Annotated in this window: 14 protein-coding genes, 1 tRNA gene, 2 rRNA genes and 1 pseudogene (1 of these 18 only partly in view); 6 read left to right on the plus strand and 12 right to left on the minus strand. The window is 63.5% G+C overall.

Annotated elements, in window-relative coordinates:
- The 3 genes from MOK15_RS20505 to MOK15_RS20515 form a co-directional block, all read left to right on the plus strand.
- Window positions 1–1,091 (plus strand): 23S ribosomal RNA (locus MOK15_RS20505); it begins 1,700 nt to the left of the window's first position.
- Window positions 1,092–1,242: 151 nt separating this feature from the next.
- Window positions 1,243–1,357, plus strand: a 5S ribosomal RNA gene (gene rrf / locus MOK15_RS20510).
- A gap of 88 nt (window positions 1,358–1,445) precedes the next feature.
- Window positions 1,446–1,522, plus strand: a tRNA-Met gene (locus MOK15_RS20515).
- A 292-nt stretch (window positions 1,523–1,814) separates the two neighbouring features.
- Here the strand turns inward: MOK15_RS20515 and MOK15_RS20520 are convergent.
- From MOK15_RS20520 to MOK15_RS20540, 5 genes and pseudogenes are all read right to left on the minus strand, one after another.
- Window positions 1,815–2,045 carry a hypothetical protein gene (locus MOK15_RS20520; protein ID WP_242933533.1) on the minus strand — a complete coding sequence of 77 codons (231 nt, stop codon included), beginning with the start codon at window positions 2,043–2,045 and terminating at the stop codon, window positions 1,815–1,817.
- 18 nt (window positions 2,046–2,063) lie between these two features.
- Window positions 2,064–2,219: pseudogene (locus MOK15_RS21945) on the minus strand (zinc ribbon domain-containing protein); the annotation flags it as partial.
- Window positions 2,220–2,264: 45 nt separating this feature from the next.
- A complete protein-coding gene (locus MOK15_RS20530; protein WP_242933534.1) occupies window positions 2,265–2,975 on the minus strand; it encodes an IS6 family transposase in 711 nt (236 codons plus the stop codon).
- Window positions 2,956–5,574, minus strand: coding sequence for a cation-translocating P-type ATPase (locus MOK15_RS20535; RefSeq protein WP_242933535.1), 2,619 nt, complete (start codon window positions 5,572–5,574; stop codon window positions 2,956–2,958). Before MOK15_RS20535 ends, MOK15_RS20530 begins: the two co-directional genes overlap by 20 nt.
- Window positions 5,575–5,742: 168 nt before the next feature.
- Entirely contained in the window at window positions 5,743–6,888 is a 1,146-nt protein-coding gene (locus tag MOK15_RS20540) for a L,D-transpeptidase family protein (RefSeq protein ID WP_347567239.1), read from the minus strand.
- A 285-nt stretch (window positions 6,889–7,173) separates the two neighbouring features.
- Between MOK15_RS20540 and MOK15_RS22045 the strand changes: the two genes are divergently transcribed.
- A complete protein-coding gene (locus MOK15_RS22045) occupies window positions 7,174–7,605 on the plus strand; it encodes a murein L,D-transpeptidase catalytic domain family protein (protein ID WP_242933536.1) in 432 nt (143 codons plus the stop codon).
- Between the two features lie 22 nt (window positions 7,606–7,627).
- Here MOK15_RS22045 and MOK15_RS20550 read toward each other — a convergent pair whose 3' ends face one another.
- The 5 genes from MOK15_RS20550 to MOK15_RS20570 all read right to left on the minus strand — a co-directional run bounded on the left by MOK15_RS20550 (window position 7,628) and on the right by MOK15_RS20570 (window position 11,307).
- Window positions 7,628–8,035: a hypothetical protein gene (locus tag MOK15_RS20550; RefSeq protein ID WP_242933537.1), complete on the minus strand. Its 408-nt coding sequence runs from the start codon at window positions 8,033–8,035 to the stop codon at window positions 7,628–7,630.
- Between the two features lie 77 nt (window positions 8,036–8,112).
- Entirely contained in the window at window positions 8,113–8,391 is a 279-nt protein-coding gene (locus tag MOK15_RS20555; RefSeq protein WP_242933538.1) for a LuxR C-terminal-related transcriptional regulator, read from the minus strand.
- Entirely contained in the window at window positions 8,388–8,798 is a 411-nt protein-coding gene (locus MOK15_RS20560; RefSeq protein ID WP_242933539.1) for a response regulator, read from the minus strand. The genes MOK15_RS20555 and MOK15_RS20560 overlap by 4 nt, the downstream gene beginning before the upstream one ends.
- A 72-nt stretch (window positions 8,799–8,870) precedes the next feature.
- Complete coding sequence (locus tag MOK15_RS20565; protein ID WP_242933540.1) at window positions 8,871–9,485, minus strand: response regulator; 615 nt, start codon at window positions 9,483–9,485, stop codon at window positions 8,871–8,873.
- Window positions 9,475–11,307, minus strand: coding sequence for a PAS domain S-box protein (locus MOK15_RS20570; protein ID WP_242933541.1), 1,833 nt, complete (start codon window positions 11,305–11,307; stop codon window positions 9,475–9,477). Before MOK15_RS20570 ends, MOK15_RS20565 begins: the two co-directional genes overlap by 11 nt.
- Window positions 11,308–11,633: 326 nt before the next feature.
- Between MOK15_RS20570 and MOK15_RS20575 the strand changes: the two genes are divergently transcribed.
- Window positions 11,634–14,312 (plus strand): bifunctional acetate--CoA ligase family protein/GNAT family N-acetyltransferase, encoded by a 2,679-nt coding sequence (locus tag MOK15_RS20575; RefSeq protein WP_242933542.1) that lies wholly within the window; start codon window positions 11,634–11,636, stop codon window positions 14,310–14,312.
- A complete protein-coding gene (locus tag MOK15_RS20580) occupies window positions 14,309–14,506 on the plus strand; it encodes a hypothetical protein (protein ID WP_242933543.1) in 198 nt (65 codons plus the stop codon). The genes MOK15_RS20575 and MOK15_RS20580 overlap by 4 nt, the downstream gene beginning before the upstream one ends.
- Here MOK15_RS20580 and MOK15_RS20585 read toward each other — a convergent pair whose 3' ends face one another.
- Window positions 14,507–15,583, minus strand: a complete 1,077-nt coding sequence (locus tag MOK15_RS20585; RefSeq protein ID WP_242933544.1) for a lysylphosphatidylglycerol synthase transmembrane domain-containing protein — start codon at window positions 15,581–15,583, stop codon at window positions 14,507–14,509.
- Window positions 15,567–17,345, minus strand: coding sequence for an alpha/beta fold hydrolase (locus MOK15_RS20590; RefSeq protein WP_242933801.1), 1,779 nt, complete (start codon window positions 17,343–17,345; stop codon window positions 15,567–15,569). The genes MOK15_RS20585 and MOK15_RS20590 overlap by 17 nt, the downstream gene beginning before the upstream one ends.
- Window positions 17,346–17,425 lie beyond the last annotated feature (80 nt).

A 17,425-nucleotide genomic window follows, 5' to 3' on the forward strand; every position in this document is an offset into this window, starting at 1 on the left:
ACACAGGGCTCTGCTAAGTCGGCTTCAAGACGACGTATAGGGCCTGACGCCTGCCCGGTGCCTGAAGGTTAAGAGGAGGAGTGCAAGCTCTGAATTGAAGCCCAGGTAAACGGCGGCCGTAACTATAACGGTCCTAAGGTAGCGAAATTCCTTGTCGGGTAAGTTCCGACCTGCACGAATGGCGTAACGACTTCCCCACTGTCTCCAGGATATGCTCAGCGAAATTGAATTCTCCGTGAAGATGCGGAGTACCCGCGGTTAGACGGAAAGACCCCGTGCACCTTTACTGCAACTTCAGAGTGGCATTAGGAAAGAGCTGTGTAGCATAGGTGGGAGGCTTTGAAGCATTGTCGCCAGATGATGTGGAGCCATAGGTGAAATACCACCCTGCTGTTTTCTGATGTCTAACCTCGTACCGTTATCCGGTACAGGGACCCTCTGTGGTGGGTAGTTTGACTGGGGCGGTCGCCTCCTAAAGAGTAACGGAGGCGCGCGATGGTGGGCTCAGGACGGTTGGAAACCGTCTGTTAGAGTGCAATGGCATAAGCCCGCCTGACTGCGAGACTGACAAGTCGAGCAGAGACGAAAGTCGGTCATAGTGATCCGGTGGTCCCTCGTGGAAGGGCCATCGCTCAACGGATAAAAGGTACGCCGGGGATAACAGGCTGATGATTCCCAAGAGCTCATATCGACGGAATCGTTTGGCACCTCGATGTCGGCTCATCACATCCTGGGGCTGGAGCAGGTCCCAAGGGTTTGGCTGTTCGCCAATTAAAGTGGTACGTGAGCTGGGTTCAGAACGTCGCGAGACAGTTTGGTCCCTATCTGCCGTGGGCGTCGAAATTTGAGAGGAGTTGACCCTAGTACGAGAGGACCGGGTTGAACATACCTCTGGTGTACCAGTCGTTCTGCCAAGAGCGCAGCTGGGTAGCTATGTATGGACGGGATAACCGCTGAAAGCATCTAAGCGGGAAGCCTCCCTCAAGATAAGATTTCATCGAGCCGTCGTAGACCACGACGTTGATAGGTCGGATGTGGAAGTGCGGTAACGCATGGAGCTAACCGATCCTAATTGCTCTGTTCGCGCTTAAGTGATCCATATGGATCATAGAGTCCCACCATCAACGACAGCCTTGAAACTGTCGAAACATGGCGGCTTGTTAAGCCAGCCCAGATATCAACACACACATACAAACGTGCACGGACATCGATTAAACCCAAAACAAAGCGCCAGCTCCATTGCTTGGTGACCATAGCGTCAGTGACCCACCCGATCCCATCCCGAACTCGGCCGTGAAACCTGACTGCGCCGATGGTACTGTGGCTCAAGCCCCGGAAGAGTAGGGCGTCGCCAGGCATTGAAGCTCGCGCTTTGTTCAAACAAAACCCATTCACATCCTAAAAGGGCGGCCCGTAAAATACGGCCGCCCTTTTTGCTTCGGTGTCGCGGGGTGGAGCAGCCCGGTAGCTCGTCAGGCTCATAACCTGAAGGTCGCAGGTTCAAATCCTGCCCCCGCAACCAATAAACCGACATTCCACAAAGCCCCGACGCGAAAGCGCCGGGGCTTCGTGCATTCTCGGCCAATCGACGCTGTTCGATCCACTCCAGGATCCTGCCAAACTCGCCGTAGAGCATGGCGTTGACCTCACCGCGCTTCGCGCCGGGCGTAAGCTCGATCCGCTCGATCCGCTCGATCAGTGCCCGCAACGCATCTGCGGCTTCCTGGCGCTCCTCCGGCTGCGATAGTGCGTGCGTCAGTCGTTCCACCTTGCGCCGATAAATCTCGGAGATGTTGGGATGGATGTCAGGCACGTCAGCAGGGGCCGCTTGCATCCTCTTGGGCTTCCAGCTCCAAAAGCTCATCGACAAGCGCGCGTGTGCCCTTGCCTTCCTTTGCGAGTGTCACGAGGCCCTTGATCGCCTTGAGGACTTTCTGCAGGTCGGCTTGATCGGCCATTTCTGACGCGCGGCGCTGGCAGTTGATGCGGTTGCTCTCCTCGGCATAGGTCCGAATGGCCTCTGCGGCGATATCGGGGGTCATCATGCGATCGCGCAGACCATCAAGGACGCGCGCTTCCAGCTTTTCGCGCGTGATGCTATGCCCGTTCGCGCAGCTTTTCGTATCAACATGGTTCGAACAGGCAAACCGCCCCTGCCCGCGAAGGGAATAAGGACCGCCACAGCAGCCGCAATAGACCAGGCCAGAGGGTTCTGTCAGTCTACCGTCTCCACTGGATGCATTTCGGGCCTGGAGGGGAGGAGGCTATGCCATGGGAGACTGCCACTCGGCCTGGGTGGCCGAGCGTCTCTCCTTGTAGGTCTTCCGATCGGTGAGGTGGCGTTCGAGAGAGAAGTGATTGTGGAAGCTGGCATGCACGGAAGCGAATTTCTGCAGCGCCTTCATTCGCCTGAACCTAAGCATCGCTCGCTCCCTTCTTCGCAGGGGTTGGTGACTATTTTCGACCCTGTTGTTGGCCCAACGACCGATCTCCTGCCGATCACGGATGCCGAGTTCATTGAGCGTGGCACCGAAGGATCGCAGGCCGTCGGTGGTCACTGTTTCAGGCGATCCATGGCGCCGCAGCGCCTTCTTCATGAAAGCCAGCGCTGCCCTTTTATCACGGGTTTTTGTGACATAGCTCTCAAGAACCTCGCCTTCATGATCGACGGCGCGCCAGAGATAGACCATCTCGCCATCGATCTTCACGTACATCTCATCGAGGTGCCATTGCCAGTGGCGGAAGCCTTTCATCCGGCTGACCCGCTGCCGGCGAATGTCTCCGGCAAACAGCGGCCCGAACCTGTTCCACCACAGCCGCACTGTCTCGTGGCCGATGTCGATGCCGCGTTCGAACAGCAGGTCTTCGACATTCCGCAGCGATAGAGGGAAGCGCACGTACATCATGACCACGAGCCGGATCACCTCGGGCGACGAGTTGAAGTAGCGAAACGGGTTACCGGCGGGCTTGCTCATGCCCACCGATACCGCGCTGCCGTTTGCTTTGACAGTGCCAGCGCAGGTCGTGGCGAAGAAGGATCAGCTTGCCGGCTTCGAGCACGAGCATGAGTGCGACCGCCGAGCCCGCGGCAATCGCAAGATCCGGGCCGTGGAGCGGGCCGAAGCGCAGCAATGCCCGGATTGCGGGAACCGCCAGAATGATGCCGGCAACCGCGATCACTATGCCGGCCACATAGCCCAGAGCCCTGTTGCCCCGGACCAGCGCGCGCACCAGCGAGGTATCGAACGACCGGTTGACGAGGATCAGCGCCATGATCGCGCCGACGAGCGAGAAGAAAGTCAGCCCGCGCGCATCGGTTTCGGCCATGCCGGCATAGCTTGCGCCGAGAAAGATCGTGGCGAGCAGCGCGAACGCCAACCCGCCCTGGAACAGACTCGCGGCGATCATGGGCAGCGAGAAGAGTCGCTCGTCGGGATGGCGGGGCCGCCGCCGCATCAGATCAGGCTCCTCGCGCTCCGCCTCGAAGACGAGCGCACAGACCGGATCGATGATCATCTCGAGCAAGGCGATATGGATCGGGCCGAACAGGATCGGCAGGCCGACGGCAAGCGGCAGCAATGCCAGCCCCGCGATCGGCACATGCACGGCGAAGATGAAGGCCATTGCCTTGCGGATATTGTCGTAGATTCGCCGACCGAGTCCCACGGCCTTAACGATCGTCCCGAAATCGTCGTCGAGCAGTATGATCGCCGCGGCCTCGCGGGCGACATCGGTGCCGCGCTTGCCCATGGCGATGCCGATATGCGCCGCCTTGAGCGATGGCGCATCATTGACTCCGTCGCCGGTCATCGCGACAATCTCGCCTGCCGCCTTATATGCGGCGATCAGCCGAAGCTTCTGTTCGGGCATGATCCGCGCGAAGACGGTTACGCCTCCCAGCCGCTCGGCGAGTTGAGCGTCATCCAGAGCGGCAAGTTCGGTTCCGGTGAGCACCTCGCCGTCGATAATGCCCGCCTGGGCTGCGATCGACCGTGCGGTGGCGGCATAGTCGCCGGTGATCATGACCACCTTGATGCCGGCGCTCCGGCATTCGGCTACCGCGGACGGCACGCTGGAGCGCAGGGGGTCGGCGAGACCAACCAGGCCGACCAGCGCGAAGTCATGGTCGCGCTGGGAATCCGGCCACGGCCCTTCGCCGAGGGTCGACGCCGTCGCGATGCCCAGAACCCGCATGCCCTGTTCGGCCATGGCGTCGACCGCCGCCTTGAGGCGCTCGCTCTCGGCCGGCGGCAGCCGGCACAGCGCCGCAATCGCTTCGGGGGCACCCTTCGCCGCGATCGTGCACGTCTCCCCGGTGGCGGGCGTTTGCCAGATATTCGACATCGCCAGCAGTTCGGGGCGCAGTCCATAACTGTGCACCAGACGGAGCCGGGCGCGGCGTTCCGCCAGAGTGGGGATGGCTGCACCCAGGTCATGGAAGGCGACCTCCATCGGATCGACAGGGACCGGCGCGCTCGCCAGGATGCTGGTCTCCAGCAGGTCCTGGAACGCCGGAGCGAATGTGCCGCCGCGATCGACACGAACGGTCTTTCCCGAGGCCAGCCAGAGCACCGCCACCGCCATGCGGTTCTCAGTCAACGTCCCGGTCTTGTCGGTGCAGAGGATGGTGGCCGAACCGAGCGTTTCGATTGCCGCCGCTCGCCGGGTAAGGACGCCTGCCTGCGCGATCCGCCAGGCGCCCATGGCAAGGAAGACGGTCAGGACTACCGGAAACTCTTCAGGCAGCATCGACATGCCGATCGCGATGCCGGCCAGCAGGGCATCGATCCAGCCGCCGCGCAGAAGGCCGAAGAGCAGGACGACGAGTAAGGCGACGCCGCCACCGCCGATGGCGCAGAGCCGGACGATGCGTGCGGTCTCGCGGCGCAGACGCGGCGGTTCGACATCCAGCGTGAACAGCGATTGGCCGATCCTGCCGATCTCGCTGCGCGGCCCGGTCGCGATCACTTCCGCAAGACCCGAACCCCTCGTGATGAGCGAACCCGAGTAGACCAGCGGCTGATCCTCGCCGCCCGGCCGTCGCGCCGGGTTTTCCTTCCCCTTGGCGACCGCCATCTTGCGGACCGGCACAGATTCCCCGGTCAGGAGCGACTCGTCGGCCTGAAGGTCGTCCGCCGCCATCAGCACCGCATCCGCGGCAACACGGTCACCCTGCTCGAGGAGCAGCAAATCTCCCTGCACGACTTCACGCCCGGCAATGCGGATGCGGGCGCCGTCACGGATCACCAGCGCGCGCGGCGCGGACAGGTCGCGCAGCGCTTCGAGGACGTGCTCGGTGCGGCTTTCCTGGATGACGGTGAGCGCCACAGAGAAGGTCGCGAACGCCAGAAGGATAAGCGCCTCGCCCAGATTGCCGAGCAGCAGGTAGGCCAGACCACCCGCCAGCAGCAGGGTCAGCATCGGCTCGCGAACGACATCGGCCAGAATATGCGGCACGGTGCGGCGCCCCGAGCGCGGAAGCTCGTTGGCCCCCTGGGCAATGAGCCGCTGCCGGGCTTCGATCGCGGTGAGTCCCGGCGGATGTTCCACCGGCGAAAAGTGATCGGTGGCCATGCGTGTCCCTTCCGTCAGGGGTGCGTGCTGCCATGCTTCGTCGGGTCGGCACCCGAAACCCGTTTGGCAAGGACGGTGCGGCGGCACATTACGGGTTCTACCGGATCTCACCGCCAATCGGATCGAGATAGTGGCAGGATGCGATTGCGGGCAGGAGCAACGCACCGTCTATCGACTGCAGGTACCGTCGCCGCCCGGTGCGGACGCTCCACGATCGCGATGATAGATGTCGGGAAATAGTCGTATCCCTCCCGCACCGTCCGGTTCAGCCGTGAAATACGCAATGTAGACGGGCATGGGTGGCACCAGCGGCACAGTGCTGGTGCGACCCGATGCGACGAGGGCGTCGACCCGGGCGCGATCCCAGTCGTCTTGCAGCGACAACAGCGCGGTCGCCAGTCCAAGCGCATCACCGACGCGAACGCAGCCATGGCTGTAGGCGCGCACGTCACGCGCGAACAAGGCTTGCGCCGGCGTATCGTGCAGATAGACATTGTACCCGTTCGGCATTGCCAGCTTCATCCGGCCCAGCGCGTTGCCCAGTCCTGGCCGCTGGCGATAGCGGCCATTCTGCAGGACATAGCCTTTGCGTGCCGCTTCTGTCGGGCGCGCTGCGATCATGCCGGCAATGCTTTCGGCGGCGATGCGCGGCGGAATTTCCCACCAGGGGTTGAACGTCACGCCCGTCACCTGCGCCCGAAATACGGGCGTGGGAGATTTCGTCTTGCCGACGACCACGGCCCAGCGGCCGATCATTTCGCGGCCCTGCCATAATGTCGCTTCGAAGGCGGCCGTGTTGACGAGCAAATAGCGGGCGCCGAGATCGCGCGGCATCCAGCGCCAGCGGTCGAGGTTGGCGGCGAGCGTCGCGCGCCGCGCCGGGTTCCGCTCCTGCGCATAGGCTCGCCTCAGCGAATCGTAGAAGGGATGCAATGGCCGGGCACTTTCGAATAGTTGATCGAGTTGATCCTGCGCGACGGCAGCCGTCACCGCTTCATGCACGTCGGGCCGGACACGATCTTCGGATATGTGCCAGCCTGACCGAAGCGCGGCGTTGCAACAGCCTTGCCGATGGGCGGTGAGAAGACGGACGGCCGCGGCGGTAGCAACCGCATCAAGGCTGGCCTCGTCGGCGTTCGTCAAGGCAGCGCGCACTGCGGGCACGTCGGCTGTGACGGCCCCAAGCCCCTCGGCGTCGGCGGCCGCCATCCATTCGATCAGCCGCTCGACCTGATGGCGTGTCCAGTGGGGGGGCGTCGCTGGCGTCGATGCGACCAGCAGACCAGCGAACAGCAAGAGCAATATCCGTTTCATGGCGCTCTCGTCGGCAGAAACGGCACGGTGAACTATAAGGGTTTGTACGGACCTGCCGCAGATCGGCGCGAATCTGTAGGTTCAGGCATCACGGATACTAAAAGAAAGTTCGGTTCGCATTTGGTCTCGCGGCGACATTTTTGTGCTTTCACGGCAGGTGCCTTCTTCTGTGCGCCATCGATTGCCAAGGCGGTCATCGATATCCCGGAAGCCCCCAAGGCCCTGATCCGGCGCGCCAGGATTGCATTGGACCGGCATGGCACGGTCGTCGGCAATCGCGACCGCATGGCAGTCGTCGATTTCAGCGCGCCCTCGCGCCTGCCGCGCTTTCACATCATCGACCTGCTGAGCGGCCGCCAGCGCGCATTGCTCGTCGCGCATGGCCGCGGCTCCGATCCGGATCACAGCGGCTGGCTCGAGCACTTCTCCAACGCGCCCGGATCACAGGCGTCGTCGGCCGGCGCCTATCTCACCGGCGACCTCTATATCGGCAAGCATGGCCGATCGCGACGGCTCATGGGTCTCGACCCCGGCAACAGCAACGCGGAAGCGCGCGCCATCGTGATCCACGCGGCCAGCTATGTGACCCCGGCGCTCGCCGCCGAGGTCGGCAAGCTTGGCCGGAGCGAGGGGTGCCTGGCAGTCGCGCAGGACAATCTCGAGGAGATCCTCGCAACGCTTGGATCGGGGCGATTGATCTACGTCGACAAGGTCTGACGTCGGGATCGCCCGGTTCCCGTCAGGCGGCCTCCCGCGGGGGGTGCATCGGAGCGACCTTCGCTGCCTCTTGCTGAACGGCGCGTACCGCTTCCATGGCATTGCGCGACGTCAGTTCGGCGACCTTTCCGGCTTCCGCCGCATATTGCCCGGCCGTTTCCTGACAGAAACCCAGGCATGCGGAATAGACGTCCGTGATCGAGGTGGCGGAACCGATGCTGTCGACAAGCTTCAGTTCTTCGTCGCAACGCTGGCCCATGAACGCGATAGCTTCGCGCTGCTGGCCGATGGCCGCCTTCAGCATGGCCGCCTGGAAGTGGGGCACGACTAACAGCATCTTCGCGACGTTAGGGACGATGCCCGCGACGGGAAAGAAGGCGGTTGCGCCACGACGGTCAGGCTGGGCGTCGATATTCTCGTTCTGGGCCATGGCTGGATCTCCAACATGATTTCAAAAGGAACGGCGGGATTCCTGACCGGACTCGGCGGCAGCGGATATACGGAATGTTACGCAGGCACGTTCCGGGCCGGCTTCGGCAGCGTGTCGCGTTCGGCCAAAGCGATCGCAAGGAGCGCCGCGAGGGTCTTTACGTCAAGCTTGCGCATGAGCCTTGCCCGGTGGATCTCGACGGTGCGATGGCTGATGCCCAGTTCGATCCCGATTTCCTTGTTCGTCAGTCCCCGGACGATACCACCCAGAACGTCGCGCTCCCGGGCAGAAAGGCTCGCGACCGAAATGCCCCGCCGCCGATCGCGGTACGCATTTTCCCCTGAAGCGTCGCTCATATCTCGCTTGCCCGCCGGTGGGCGGCGAGTCGCGATATCGTCTCGACCAGCACATGTTGCCTCAGCGGCTTTTCCAGCACTACGGCGTATCCGGCCGAGGTGGCGCGTTCCCGCAGGTCTTGCGACGAGAAGGCCGTAATCAGGATTGCCGGACCAGTCCAATTCTTCGCGCGCAGGCGCATGAGAACCGCAATGCCGTCGATATCCTCCACGCGGTAATCCGCAACAAGGCACGCCGCATCCCTTGCGGTTTCGTCGGCAAGCAGGGCCGCGCTGGCGGCATATGCCCGGACCTCAAAGCCCTGCGCCTGGAGGAGAAGTTGAAGAGACCGACGAACACCCGCGTCATCCTCCAGGAGGAGAATCTTCGGCTGCGCGGCCCGCAAAGCACCGGTAGCTGCGTCCATGTGATCCAGACCCTTCAAATGGCAACTGGATGACAGCGAAGGCGGCGGCGGTCGTTACGTATTGGTCCCAGGTCAGACGCCCATACCCGCGGCAAAGGCGATCCGCAGCGCATCGGAAAGGCTACGCACGTCGAGCTTGGTCATGAGGTTGGCGCGATGCACCTCGACTGTTCGCGGGGAAATGCCGAGGTCATAGGCAATCGTCTTGTTCGGCAGACCCTGAGCCAGGCCCTCCAGCACATCCCGCTCGCGCGGGGTCAGGGCACCAAGAATCATTCGTGCATCGGCCGCCCGCGCGCTCGCCCCATCGGCGGCTGCGATCCGTTCGAATGCCGCCTCGATCGCGCCGACGAGAACTGCTTTCTCAAAGGGCTTTTCGATGAACTCGACCGCCCCCATCTTCATGGCGCGGACCGCGATCGACACGTCGCCATGGCCGGTCAGGATGATCACGGGCATGGTGACGCCGCGCTCGACCAGACTCTTCTGGACCTCCAGCCCATCGATCTCGGGCATGCGAACATCGAGCAACACGCATCCATGCTCGGCATGCCGGACTTCCTTGAGGAAAGCCACTCCCGAAGACCAGGTTTCGACCGCATATCCCGATGTCTTGAGCATGAAGCTCGCCGATCGGCGGATGGCCTCCTCATCGTCGACGATATGAATCAATTTTCTATCTGTCATACCCCTCCTCCGTTTGTGCGCGCATGAGTGTGAAGTGAAATTCGGTCCCGCCGCCATTACGCGGCTCCATCCAGATGCGTCCGCCATTAGCCTCAACAATGGTCCGGCAGATCGAGAGTCCCAGGCCCATGCCCTCGCTCTTCGAGCTGACAAAGGCAGCGAACAGTTGCCGGGCAATATCCGGCGCCACGCCGGTGCCGGTGTCGGCCACCGTCACGCGCACGAAGCCTGGTTGATCGGCTCTGCTGGTGACGGTGAGCTTGCGCATGGGACAATCCGCCATCGCTTCGACCGCGTTGCGGATGAGATTGATCAGAACCTGCTGGATCTGGACCTTGTCGACCAGCACGGGGGACGCATAGGGATCGAGGTCGAACTGCGGTTCCACCCCTTTCTCTCTCGCGCCCAGAAGGCCGAGGACGGCCGCCTCGTTGATCAGCGCCGGCAGTTTCTCGATCGTCTTTTCCACCTCGCCCCGCGCAACAAAGTCGCGCAGTCGCCGGACGATGTGACCGGCGCGCAGGGCCTCGCTGGCAGTGTCGTTCAGCGCCTCCCGGATCATCGGCAGGTCGGCCGGGTCGGGGTTGGCGAGCAGATCCCGGATGCCCTCGACATAATTGGCGACGGCGGTGATCGGCTGGTTGAGTTCGTGGGCGAGTGTCGAGGCCATCGTCCCCATCGCGCTCACGCGCGAAACATGGATGAGTTCGGACTGGAGCGTCTCGAGCCGTTGTTCGGTTTGCCGCCGTTCGGTCAGATCGCGGATGAAGCCGGTGAAGAGCTTGTCCGCGCCGGTCGCCTCGCCGATCGACAGCTCCATCGGAAAGGTCGAGCCATCGCGCCGTTCGGCGAACACGACGCGCCCGATACCGATAATGCGTTTCTCGCCGGTCGCGAGATAGCGGCGGATATAGCCGTCATGCCGTTCCCGATCGGGCGAGGGCATCAGACGGCTAACATTGCTGCCGACGACTTCGGCCTCGGCATAGCCGAACAACCGTTCCGCCGCGGCGCTGAACGAGACGATCGAGCCCTGGTCGTCGATGACGATCATGGCATCGGGCACGGTGGAAAGGATGGAGCGAAGATGGCTTTCCCGCGCGCGGACCGCGTCCTCGGCGGCCCGCCGATCCGTGATGTCGGATACGATCTTGGAAAAGCCTCTCAAGCTGCCGTCCTCGTTGCGGAGCGCGGTGATCGAGACGCTCGCCAGAAACTCGGATCCGTCTTTTCGAACCCTCCAATCTTCCTCTTCAAATTTGCCCTCCGAAGCCGCCAGGGCGAGGTCGTGCCCGGGCTTTCCTGCGGCGACAGCATCCTTTGGATAGAATATCGACATAGGATGTCCGAGGACTTCGTCCTCTGACCAGCCCTTCAGCCGTTCAGCGCCCTTGTTCCAGATCGTTACCCGGCCATCAGGGTCGAGCAGGTAGATGGCGTGACCCTGTGCGCCATCGATCAGCAAGCCGATCTCCTCGGCGATTTCGCTCGCTTTCGCGGCCCGGATATCCAATTCCCGGGTGCGCATGAAGGCATGCATCCGCAGTCCATCAAGTCTCCAGGCAATCAGGATGATCGCGCCAAGCACTGCCACGAAAAGCCCCGCCTCCACGACTTCGTCATGCGTGAAGCCTCGATGATCGGCAAAGTGAATGCCGAAGCCCAGGGCCGGGAGCGCGGCGATCATGGTGGGTCGCGCACCTGTCCAGACGGCCGCGATCATCAGCGAGAGAGCGAAGGGAAAAAGGGCGGCCCGGTCGCCCACCCAGGGGGCCATCGCGTAGCGCAGGCCAGCGGTGACCGCCACGATCGCCAGGGCCATGGCGACACGGATGGCAAAAGGACTTTCACGGCTCGGCATAGGGCGCACGGCTCCAATCCGTGCGGGCTCAACGTTGGAGGGGCGCCGTCCAGCTTCACGCGCACGCGTTGTTACGCGGCCAGCATAGCCTGAATCTGGGTGTAGCGGAATGGTGCGAGCCTTTCGATCAATCGGGAGTTGGACGTAGGGGTTTGCCCTCATCGACTATCGCGCCGCAGTCCCGCTCCCTATGCGGGAATCTACTAATGGTCCGCGATCGGCTCCCGCGGCATCCCGTAAAGGCGTCGAGCAGATCGGCCGCACAGCTTTCATTCCAGTGAGGCGCCATGACCATTCGCAACCTGTCCGCGCTCCTCCGCCCGAAGAGCCTCGCACTCATCGGCGCCTCGGGGCAGGCCGGCACGCTCGGCGCGATCGTGCTCGACAATGTGTTGGCGCGCGGTTTCACCGGCCCGGTCTATGCGGTCAATCCGCACCGTCTTGATCGAAGCGGCGTCCAATGGGCGCCGTCGGTCGGCGCGCTTGGGCAAGCACCCGACCTCGCGATCGTCATGACACCGGGCGAGACCGTGCCCGGGATCATCGCCGATCTCGGCGCCCTCGGCACCCGATGCGCCGTGGTTCTCTCCGCCAGCATCACCGCGGGAAACGGCCTGCGCCAGGCCATGCTTGATGCGGCACGCCCGCACCTGCTGCGTGTCGTCGGACCGAACTGCCTCGGGATCATCGCGCCGCACGTCCGGCTGGACGCCACATTCGCGCGCACCCCCGCCAAACCGGGCAGGCTTGCCCTGATCTCGCAAAGCGGCGCGCTGGTGACCGCGATCCTCGATTGGGCGGACATGCGTGGCGTCGGCTTTTCCGGCATCGTGTCGGCCGGTGACATGGCGGACGTCGATCTCGGCGATCTGGTCGATCTCTTCGCGGTCGATCCGGCGACCGATGCCATTCTCCTCTACGTCGAGGGTGTCACCGATGCCGCAAAGTTCCTGTCGGCTGCCCGTGCCGCGGCGCGCATGAAGCCGGTGATCGCGATCAAGGCGGGTCGATCGCCAGAAGCAGCCAAAGCTGCCTTTTCGCACACCGGCGCGCTCGCAGGCTCCTATGACGTCTACCGCGCCGCCTTCGAGCGCGCGGGCATCGTCCTGGTCGACACGTTGACCGAGTTGTTCGACGCGGCCGAAATCCTGTGTACCTCCCGTCGGACAGCGGGTGATCGCCTGGGCATCGTCACCAATGGCGGCGGCGCCGGAATCCTTGCCGTCGATGCGCTGGCCGGTGCGGGCGCGAAGCTGGCCACGCTCGCACCGGCCACGCTCGCGACCCTCGATGCCCGCCTGCCCCGGGGCTGGTCGCACGACAATCCCGTCGATGTGATCGGCGACGCCGGTCCCGATCGCTATCGCGATGCCATCCGGGCGGTCCTGCATGATGACGCGGTCGATGCCCTGCTCGTCATGAACTGCCCGACCGGCACCACCCAGGCGATGGACATCGCGCGCGCCATTACGAGCGAGGTCACCACCGCAGCCCATGGCGACAAGCCAGTCCTCGCCTGCTGGCTGGGTGATGCCAATGCGGCATCCGTGCGGGAAAGCATGGCCGATGCCGGGATTCCGATCTTCGCGACGCCGGACGATGCGGTGCGCGCCTTCGGTTACCTGCTCGCAGCTCGGCGCGCGCGTCTTGCCCTGACCGACGCCCCGGCAGCCACGCGGGAGCTGACGCCGGACATTGCCGAGGCCAGGCGGATCATCGCGCATGTCCGCGCCGAGAAACGGACCGCGATGACCGAGATCGAGGCCAAGGCGCTGCTTGGCGCCTATAATATTCCCACGGTTCGCACCCGCTTCGCAGCAGTGGTGGAGGCTGTCGACGAAGCCTGTGCATGGCTCAATCCGCCCTTCGCCGTGAAGATCGTCTCGCCTGACATCAGCCATAAGTCGGATGTGGGCGGCGTCGTGCTGGGATTGCCGGACCACAAGGCCGCATCCGCTGCGGCCTGCGCGATGGAAATGCGGATCACGCGCGAGCATCCCGAGGCCCATATCCTGGGATATGCCGTCGAGGAGATGTGCGAGCGCGCCCATCCCCATGAAATGATCCTGGGGATCGCGACCGACCCCACTTTCGGTCCCCTGGTGATGGTGGGCGCCGGCGGCACCGCGGTCGAGATTCTGGCCGACAAAGTGCTGGCGCTGCCGCCGATCGACGACGCGCAGGCGCGTGCTTTGATTGGCCGGACCCGCATCTCGAAACTGCTCGCCGGCTACCGCGGCGAGCCCGCCGCAAATATCGACGCGCTCGCCGCAGCATTGGATGCCCTGTCCGCCATCACGGTCGATCTCCCGGATATCGTCGAACTCGACATCAATCCGCTATTGATCGACGCGAATGGCGTGATCGCGCTTGACGCACGCATCCGCATCACGGCCGAGCCGCAGACGGTCTCGCGCCTCGTCCTGCGACCGGCGCCGATGGAATGGGCGTCCACCCTCGCGACCCAGAATGGTCTCAGTTTCTTCGTGCGCCCGGTGCGCGCCGATGACGAAGCGCTTCTTGCGGACTTCTTCGCGCATGTTTCGCCCGAGGATCTGCGCTTCCGTTTCCTAACGGGCCTGAGCATCGTCGATCATGACCGGCTCGCGATGATGACGCGGGTGGACTATCGCCGGACGATCAGCTTCCTGGCGTTCGACGAAGACCGCAAGACCGTGATCGCGACCGCGATGCTGGCTGCCGATCCCGACCGCACACGCGCCGAAGTGGCGCTGACGACGCGAGCGGACATGAAGAAGAAGGGCCTGAGCTGGACCCTGTTCGAATATGTCCTACGCTATGCGAAGGCGGAAGGCATCGGCACTGTGGAGGCGATCGAATGCGCCGACCATGACGCCGCGATCCGCATGGAGCGCGAGATGGGCTTCACGGCCATGGCCGACCCTGATGATCCCACCGTGCGGATCGTCCGGCGGGTGCTTGTGCCCGCAGCAGGGGCATCGTGAGCCCGAAACATCTCGCGATCATCGACGGCTACCCCGATCCGGACCTCGGACGGTTCGTTCACGCGCTCGCCGAAAGCTATACCAGGGGCGCAGCGGCGTCCGGGCATGACCTGCGCCATATCGAGGTTGCCGAACTTGAATTCCTGTTCATCCGCTCGCACCGCCGACCGATCTTCGTTGCGCGCAAGAGATGATCATTTAGGTCGAGCATCTGCTTGTCGGGAATGTCGAGGGGGACGTCGCGGCGCGCCAGGGCTGACTTGACGCACTCTTCGGCCTTGGCGAGGCCGGGCACCAAGGGCACCGCGCATCAGCACCAGTCCCGGCACCAGAGGAAGCCAGAGCGTCAGCAGGCGCAGGAGCATGGTTCCGGCGAACGCGGCTTCAAGGGGAACGCCGAGCAGGTGGAGCGTGGCGGTGGACGCCGCTTCAAAACTCCCCAGCCCGAGCGGAATGGGGCCAAGCGTCACGACGATCGACGCCATGACCAGCGCGATAAAGGCGGTGCCGAACGACACGCTTTGCCCCAGCGCGTGAAGACAGGCGAAAAATGTGCCGGCGTCTGCGAAAAAGATCAGTGCGTTACAGGCCGCGACACGGGCGAGCAGCGACTTGTCATTGAGCAGTTCGGCGGGTGCCTGCGCCGCCGTCTCGAGCAGCGATCGGATGAGTCCGATTTTCTCGACCCTTGGTGGCAAGGGCTTGCTTCCCCGGTGTCGCAACCACAGGGCGAGCCCGGGAATGGCGATCGCTACGGCCAGAAACAGGGTCACAAGTCCCGCCATCAAAGGTGTCGCCCGATCGTGCAGCCAGAGCAGTATGAGCATCACGAGCGCGAACAGCGCGTAGGCGGCATAAAAGCCGATCATGGACAGAAGCAGTGTCGCCACGGCGGTGCCACGCGGGATTCCGAGGTGCCGGAGCTGGTCGACGAGCAGCACATTGCCGCCCATGCCCGCACTCGGCAGGGCCTGATCGGCGAAAAGTTTCGTTACCGCGACCCGCATCAGCTGTAGCAGCGGTCGCGGCGTACCCGCGTGCCCGAGCACCGCCGACCAGCCCCCGGCCACGCTTGCATAGGTGGACAGCTGAAACATGACGGCCAAAGCCAGCCATCCGGGCTCGGCATGCTGCACCAGCAGCGCGAAACGCTTGATATCCCCGAACCGCAGAATTGCGCCGGCCAGCGCCGCCACAAGCACCAGGCTGAAGAACCAGCGCCGCCATCCCCCGGCACTCGGCGGTGCGCTGTTCTCAATGTTCGAGGACATAGGTTCCGGGCGCCATGTCAAGGCACGCAAAGCCTTTGTCGGGTGCGCCCAGCGCAGGGGGCGATGAACATAGGCCCGCATGCGATGCCAGCCACCGCCCCCATCCCGGCCACCAAGACCCGTCATGTCGTTCCGCCTGTGCGACCCAGCTTTCCGGATCGACATGCCCTCCGGCCCCCGCATGGGTCATCATCTGGAAATGCTGGCCGGAATGCCCGGGTTCCGAGACGATGCCGGCGTTATGGCCACCGCTCGCCAGCAGGAAGGTGACCTCGGTTTCGGTCAGGAGATGAATCTTGAACACTGATCGCCAGGGCGCGACATGGTCCCATTCGGTCCCCACCGCGAAGATCGGTACGCGAATGTCGCTGAGCGCGATCGACCTGCCCTCGACCATGTAGCGGCCTTCAGCCAGATCGTCGTCGAGGAAGAGTTCGCGCAGATACTGGGAGTGCATCGCAAGCGGGAGCCGCGTGCCGTCGCTATTCCACGCCATGAGATCATTCATCGGCTCGGCGTCACCCATGAGATAGTCACGGATCATCCGCGACCAGAGCAGGTCGTTGGATCGCAGCATCTGGAACGCGCCACCCATCTGCCAGCTGTCGAGATAGCCTTGCGTCCACATCAGATTCTCGAGAAAATGGATTTGCGCGGCGTCGATGAAGAGCCCGAGTTCGCCCGGCTCACTGAACTCGGTCTGGGCGGCAAAGAGCGTCATGCTGGCAAAACGATTATCGCCGTCGCGTGCCATCGCCGCCGCCGTGATCGCAAGCAGAGTCCCCCCGAGACAATAGCCCACCGCATGGATCCTGGGAGAACCAGTGATCGCGGCGACGGCGTCCAGCGCCGGCATCACGCCCAGGCGGCGATAGTCGTCGAAAGAGATGCCGCGATCCTCTTCGCCCGGATTGCGCCAGGAGATCATGAAGACGGTGAACCCCTGACCGACCAGCCAGCGCACCAGCGAATTTTCCGGGCTGAGGTCGAGAATGTAAAATTTCATGATCCAGGCCGGGACGATCAGCAACGGTTCGGAATGGACCGTTTCGGTGGCTGGGCGGTACTGGATCAACTCGATCAGGTGATTGCGATAGATGATTTCGCCGGGTGTGGCGGCAACCTCGATACCAGGGCGAAAGGCTTCGGCCCCGGCGGGGCGCTCACGCGCCAGGGTGCGCCGCATGTCATCGAACAGATTGGCGAAGCCATCCGAAAGGCACTGGCCGCCTGTCTCCGCAATGCGGCGCTGAATGACCGGATTGGTGGCGATGAAATTGGACGGCGCCATCATGTCGAGCATCTGGCGCACCGAGAAGCGCACCATGTCCTCATGGCGCTGGGTGACGCCGCCCACCGAACAGCAGGCCTGGTCCCACCATTGCTGGTTGAGCAGGAAGGCCTGGTGGATCAGGTTGAAGGGCCAGCTTTGCCAGGCCGGATCGTCGAAACGATGGTCCTGGGGCAAAGGCTGGATACAGGGCGCGATAGCGCCATTTCCCGTCGCGACCTGTCGGGCATAGTCGGCCAGCCGGGTGATCTTGCGCGCGGCCTTGGCGGCGAGATGCATTTGTCGGCCAGGCGAGATAGCGAGATGGGTTGCCCAGTCGCCGAAGGCGGCACCAACCGAGGCGGGAGAGAGGCCACTGGACAACTGTGCGATGGCCGCTCCTGTCGCCCGGTCCACCGCATTGGCAGGGCCGCTCAGCGGGCCGTCATCCGCCGTGCAGGGACAGGCTTCTTTCAACAGGCTGCCATTCATCGCACTGCTCCCAAACATAGGAACGCACTCCAGCTGGCCGATGGAGGATAGTCCCGCCCACCCCTGATGAAGGCCGCCGA

The sequence above is a fragment of the Sphingobium sp. BYY-5 genome, assembly GCF_022758885.1.
Classification (GTDB): Bacteria; Pseudomonadota; Alphaproteobacteria; order Sphingomonadales; family Sphingomonadaceae; genus Sphingobium.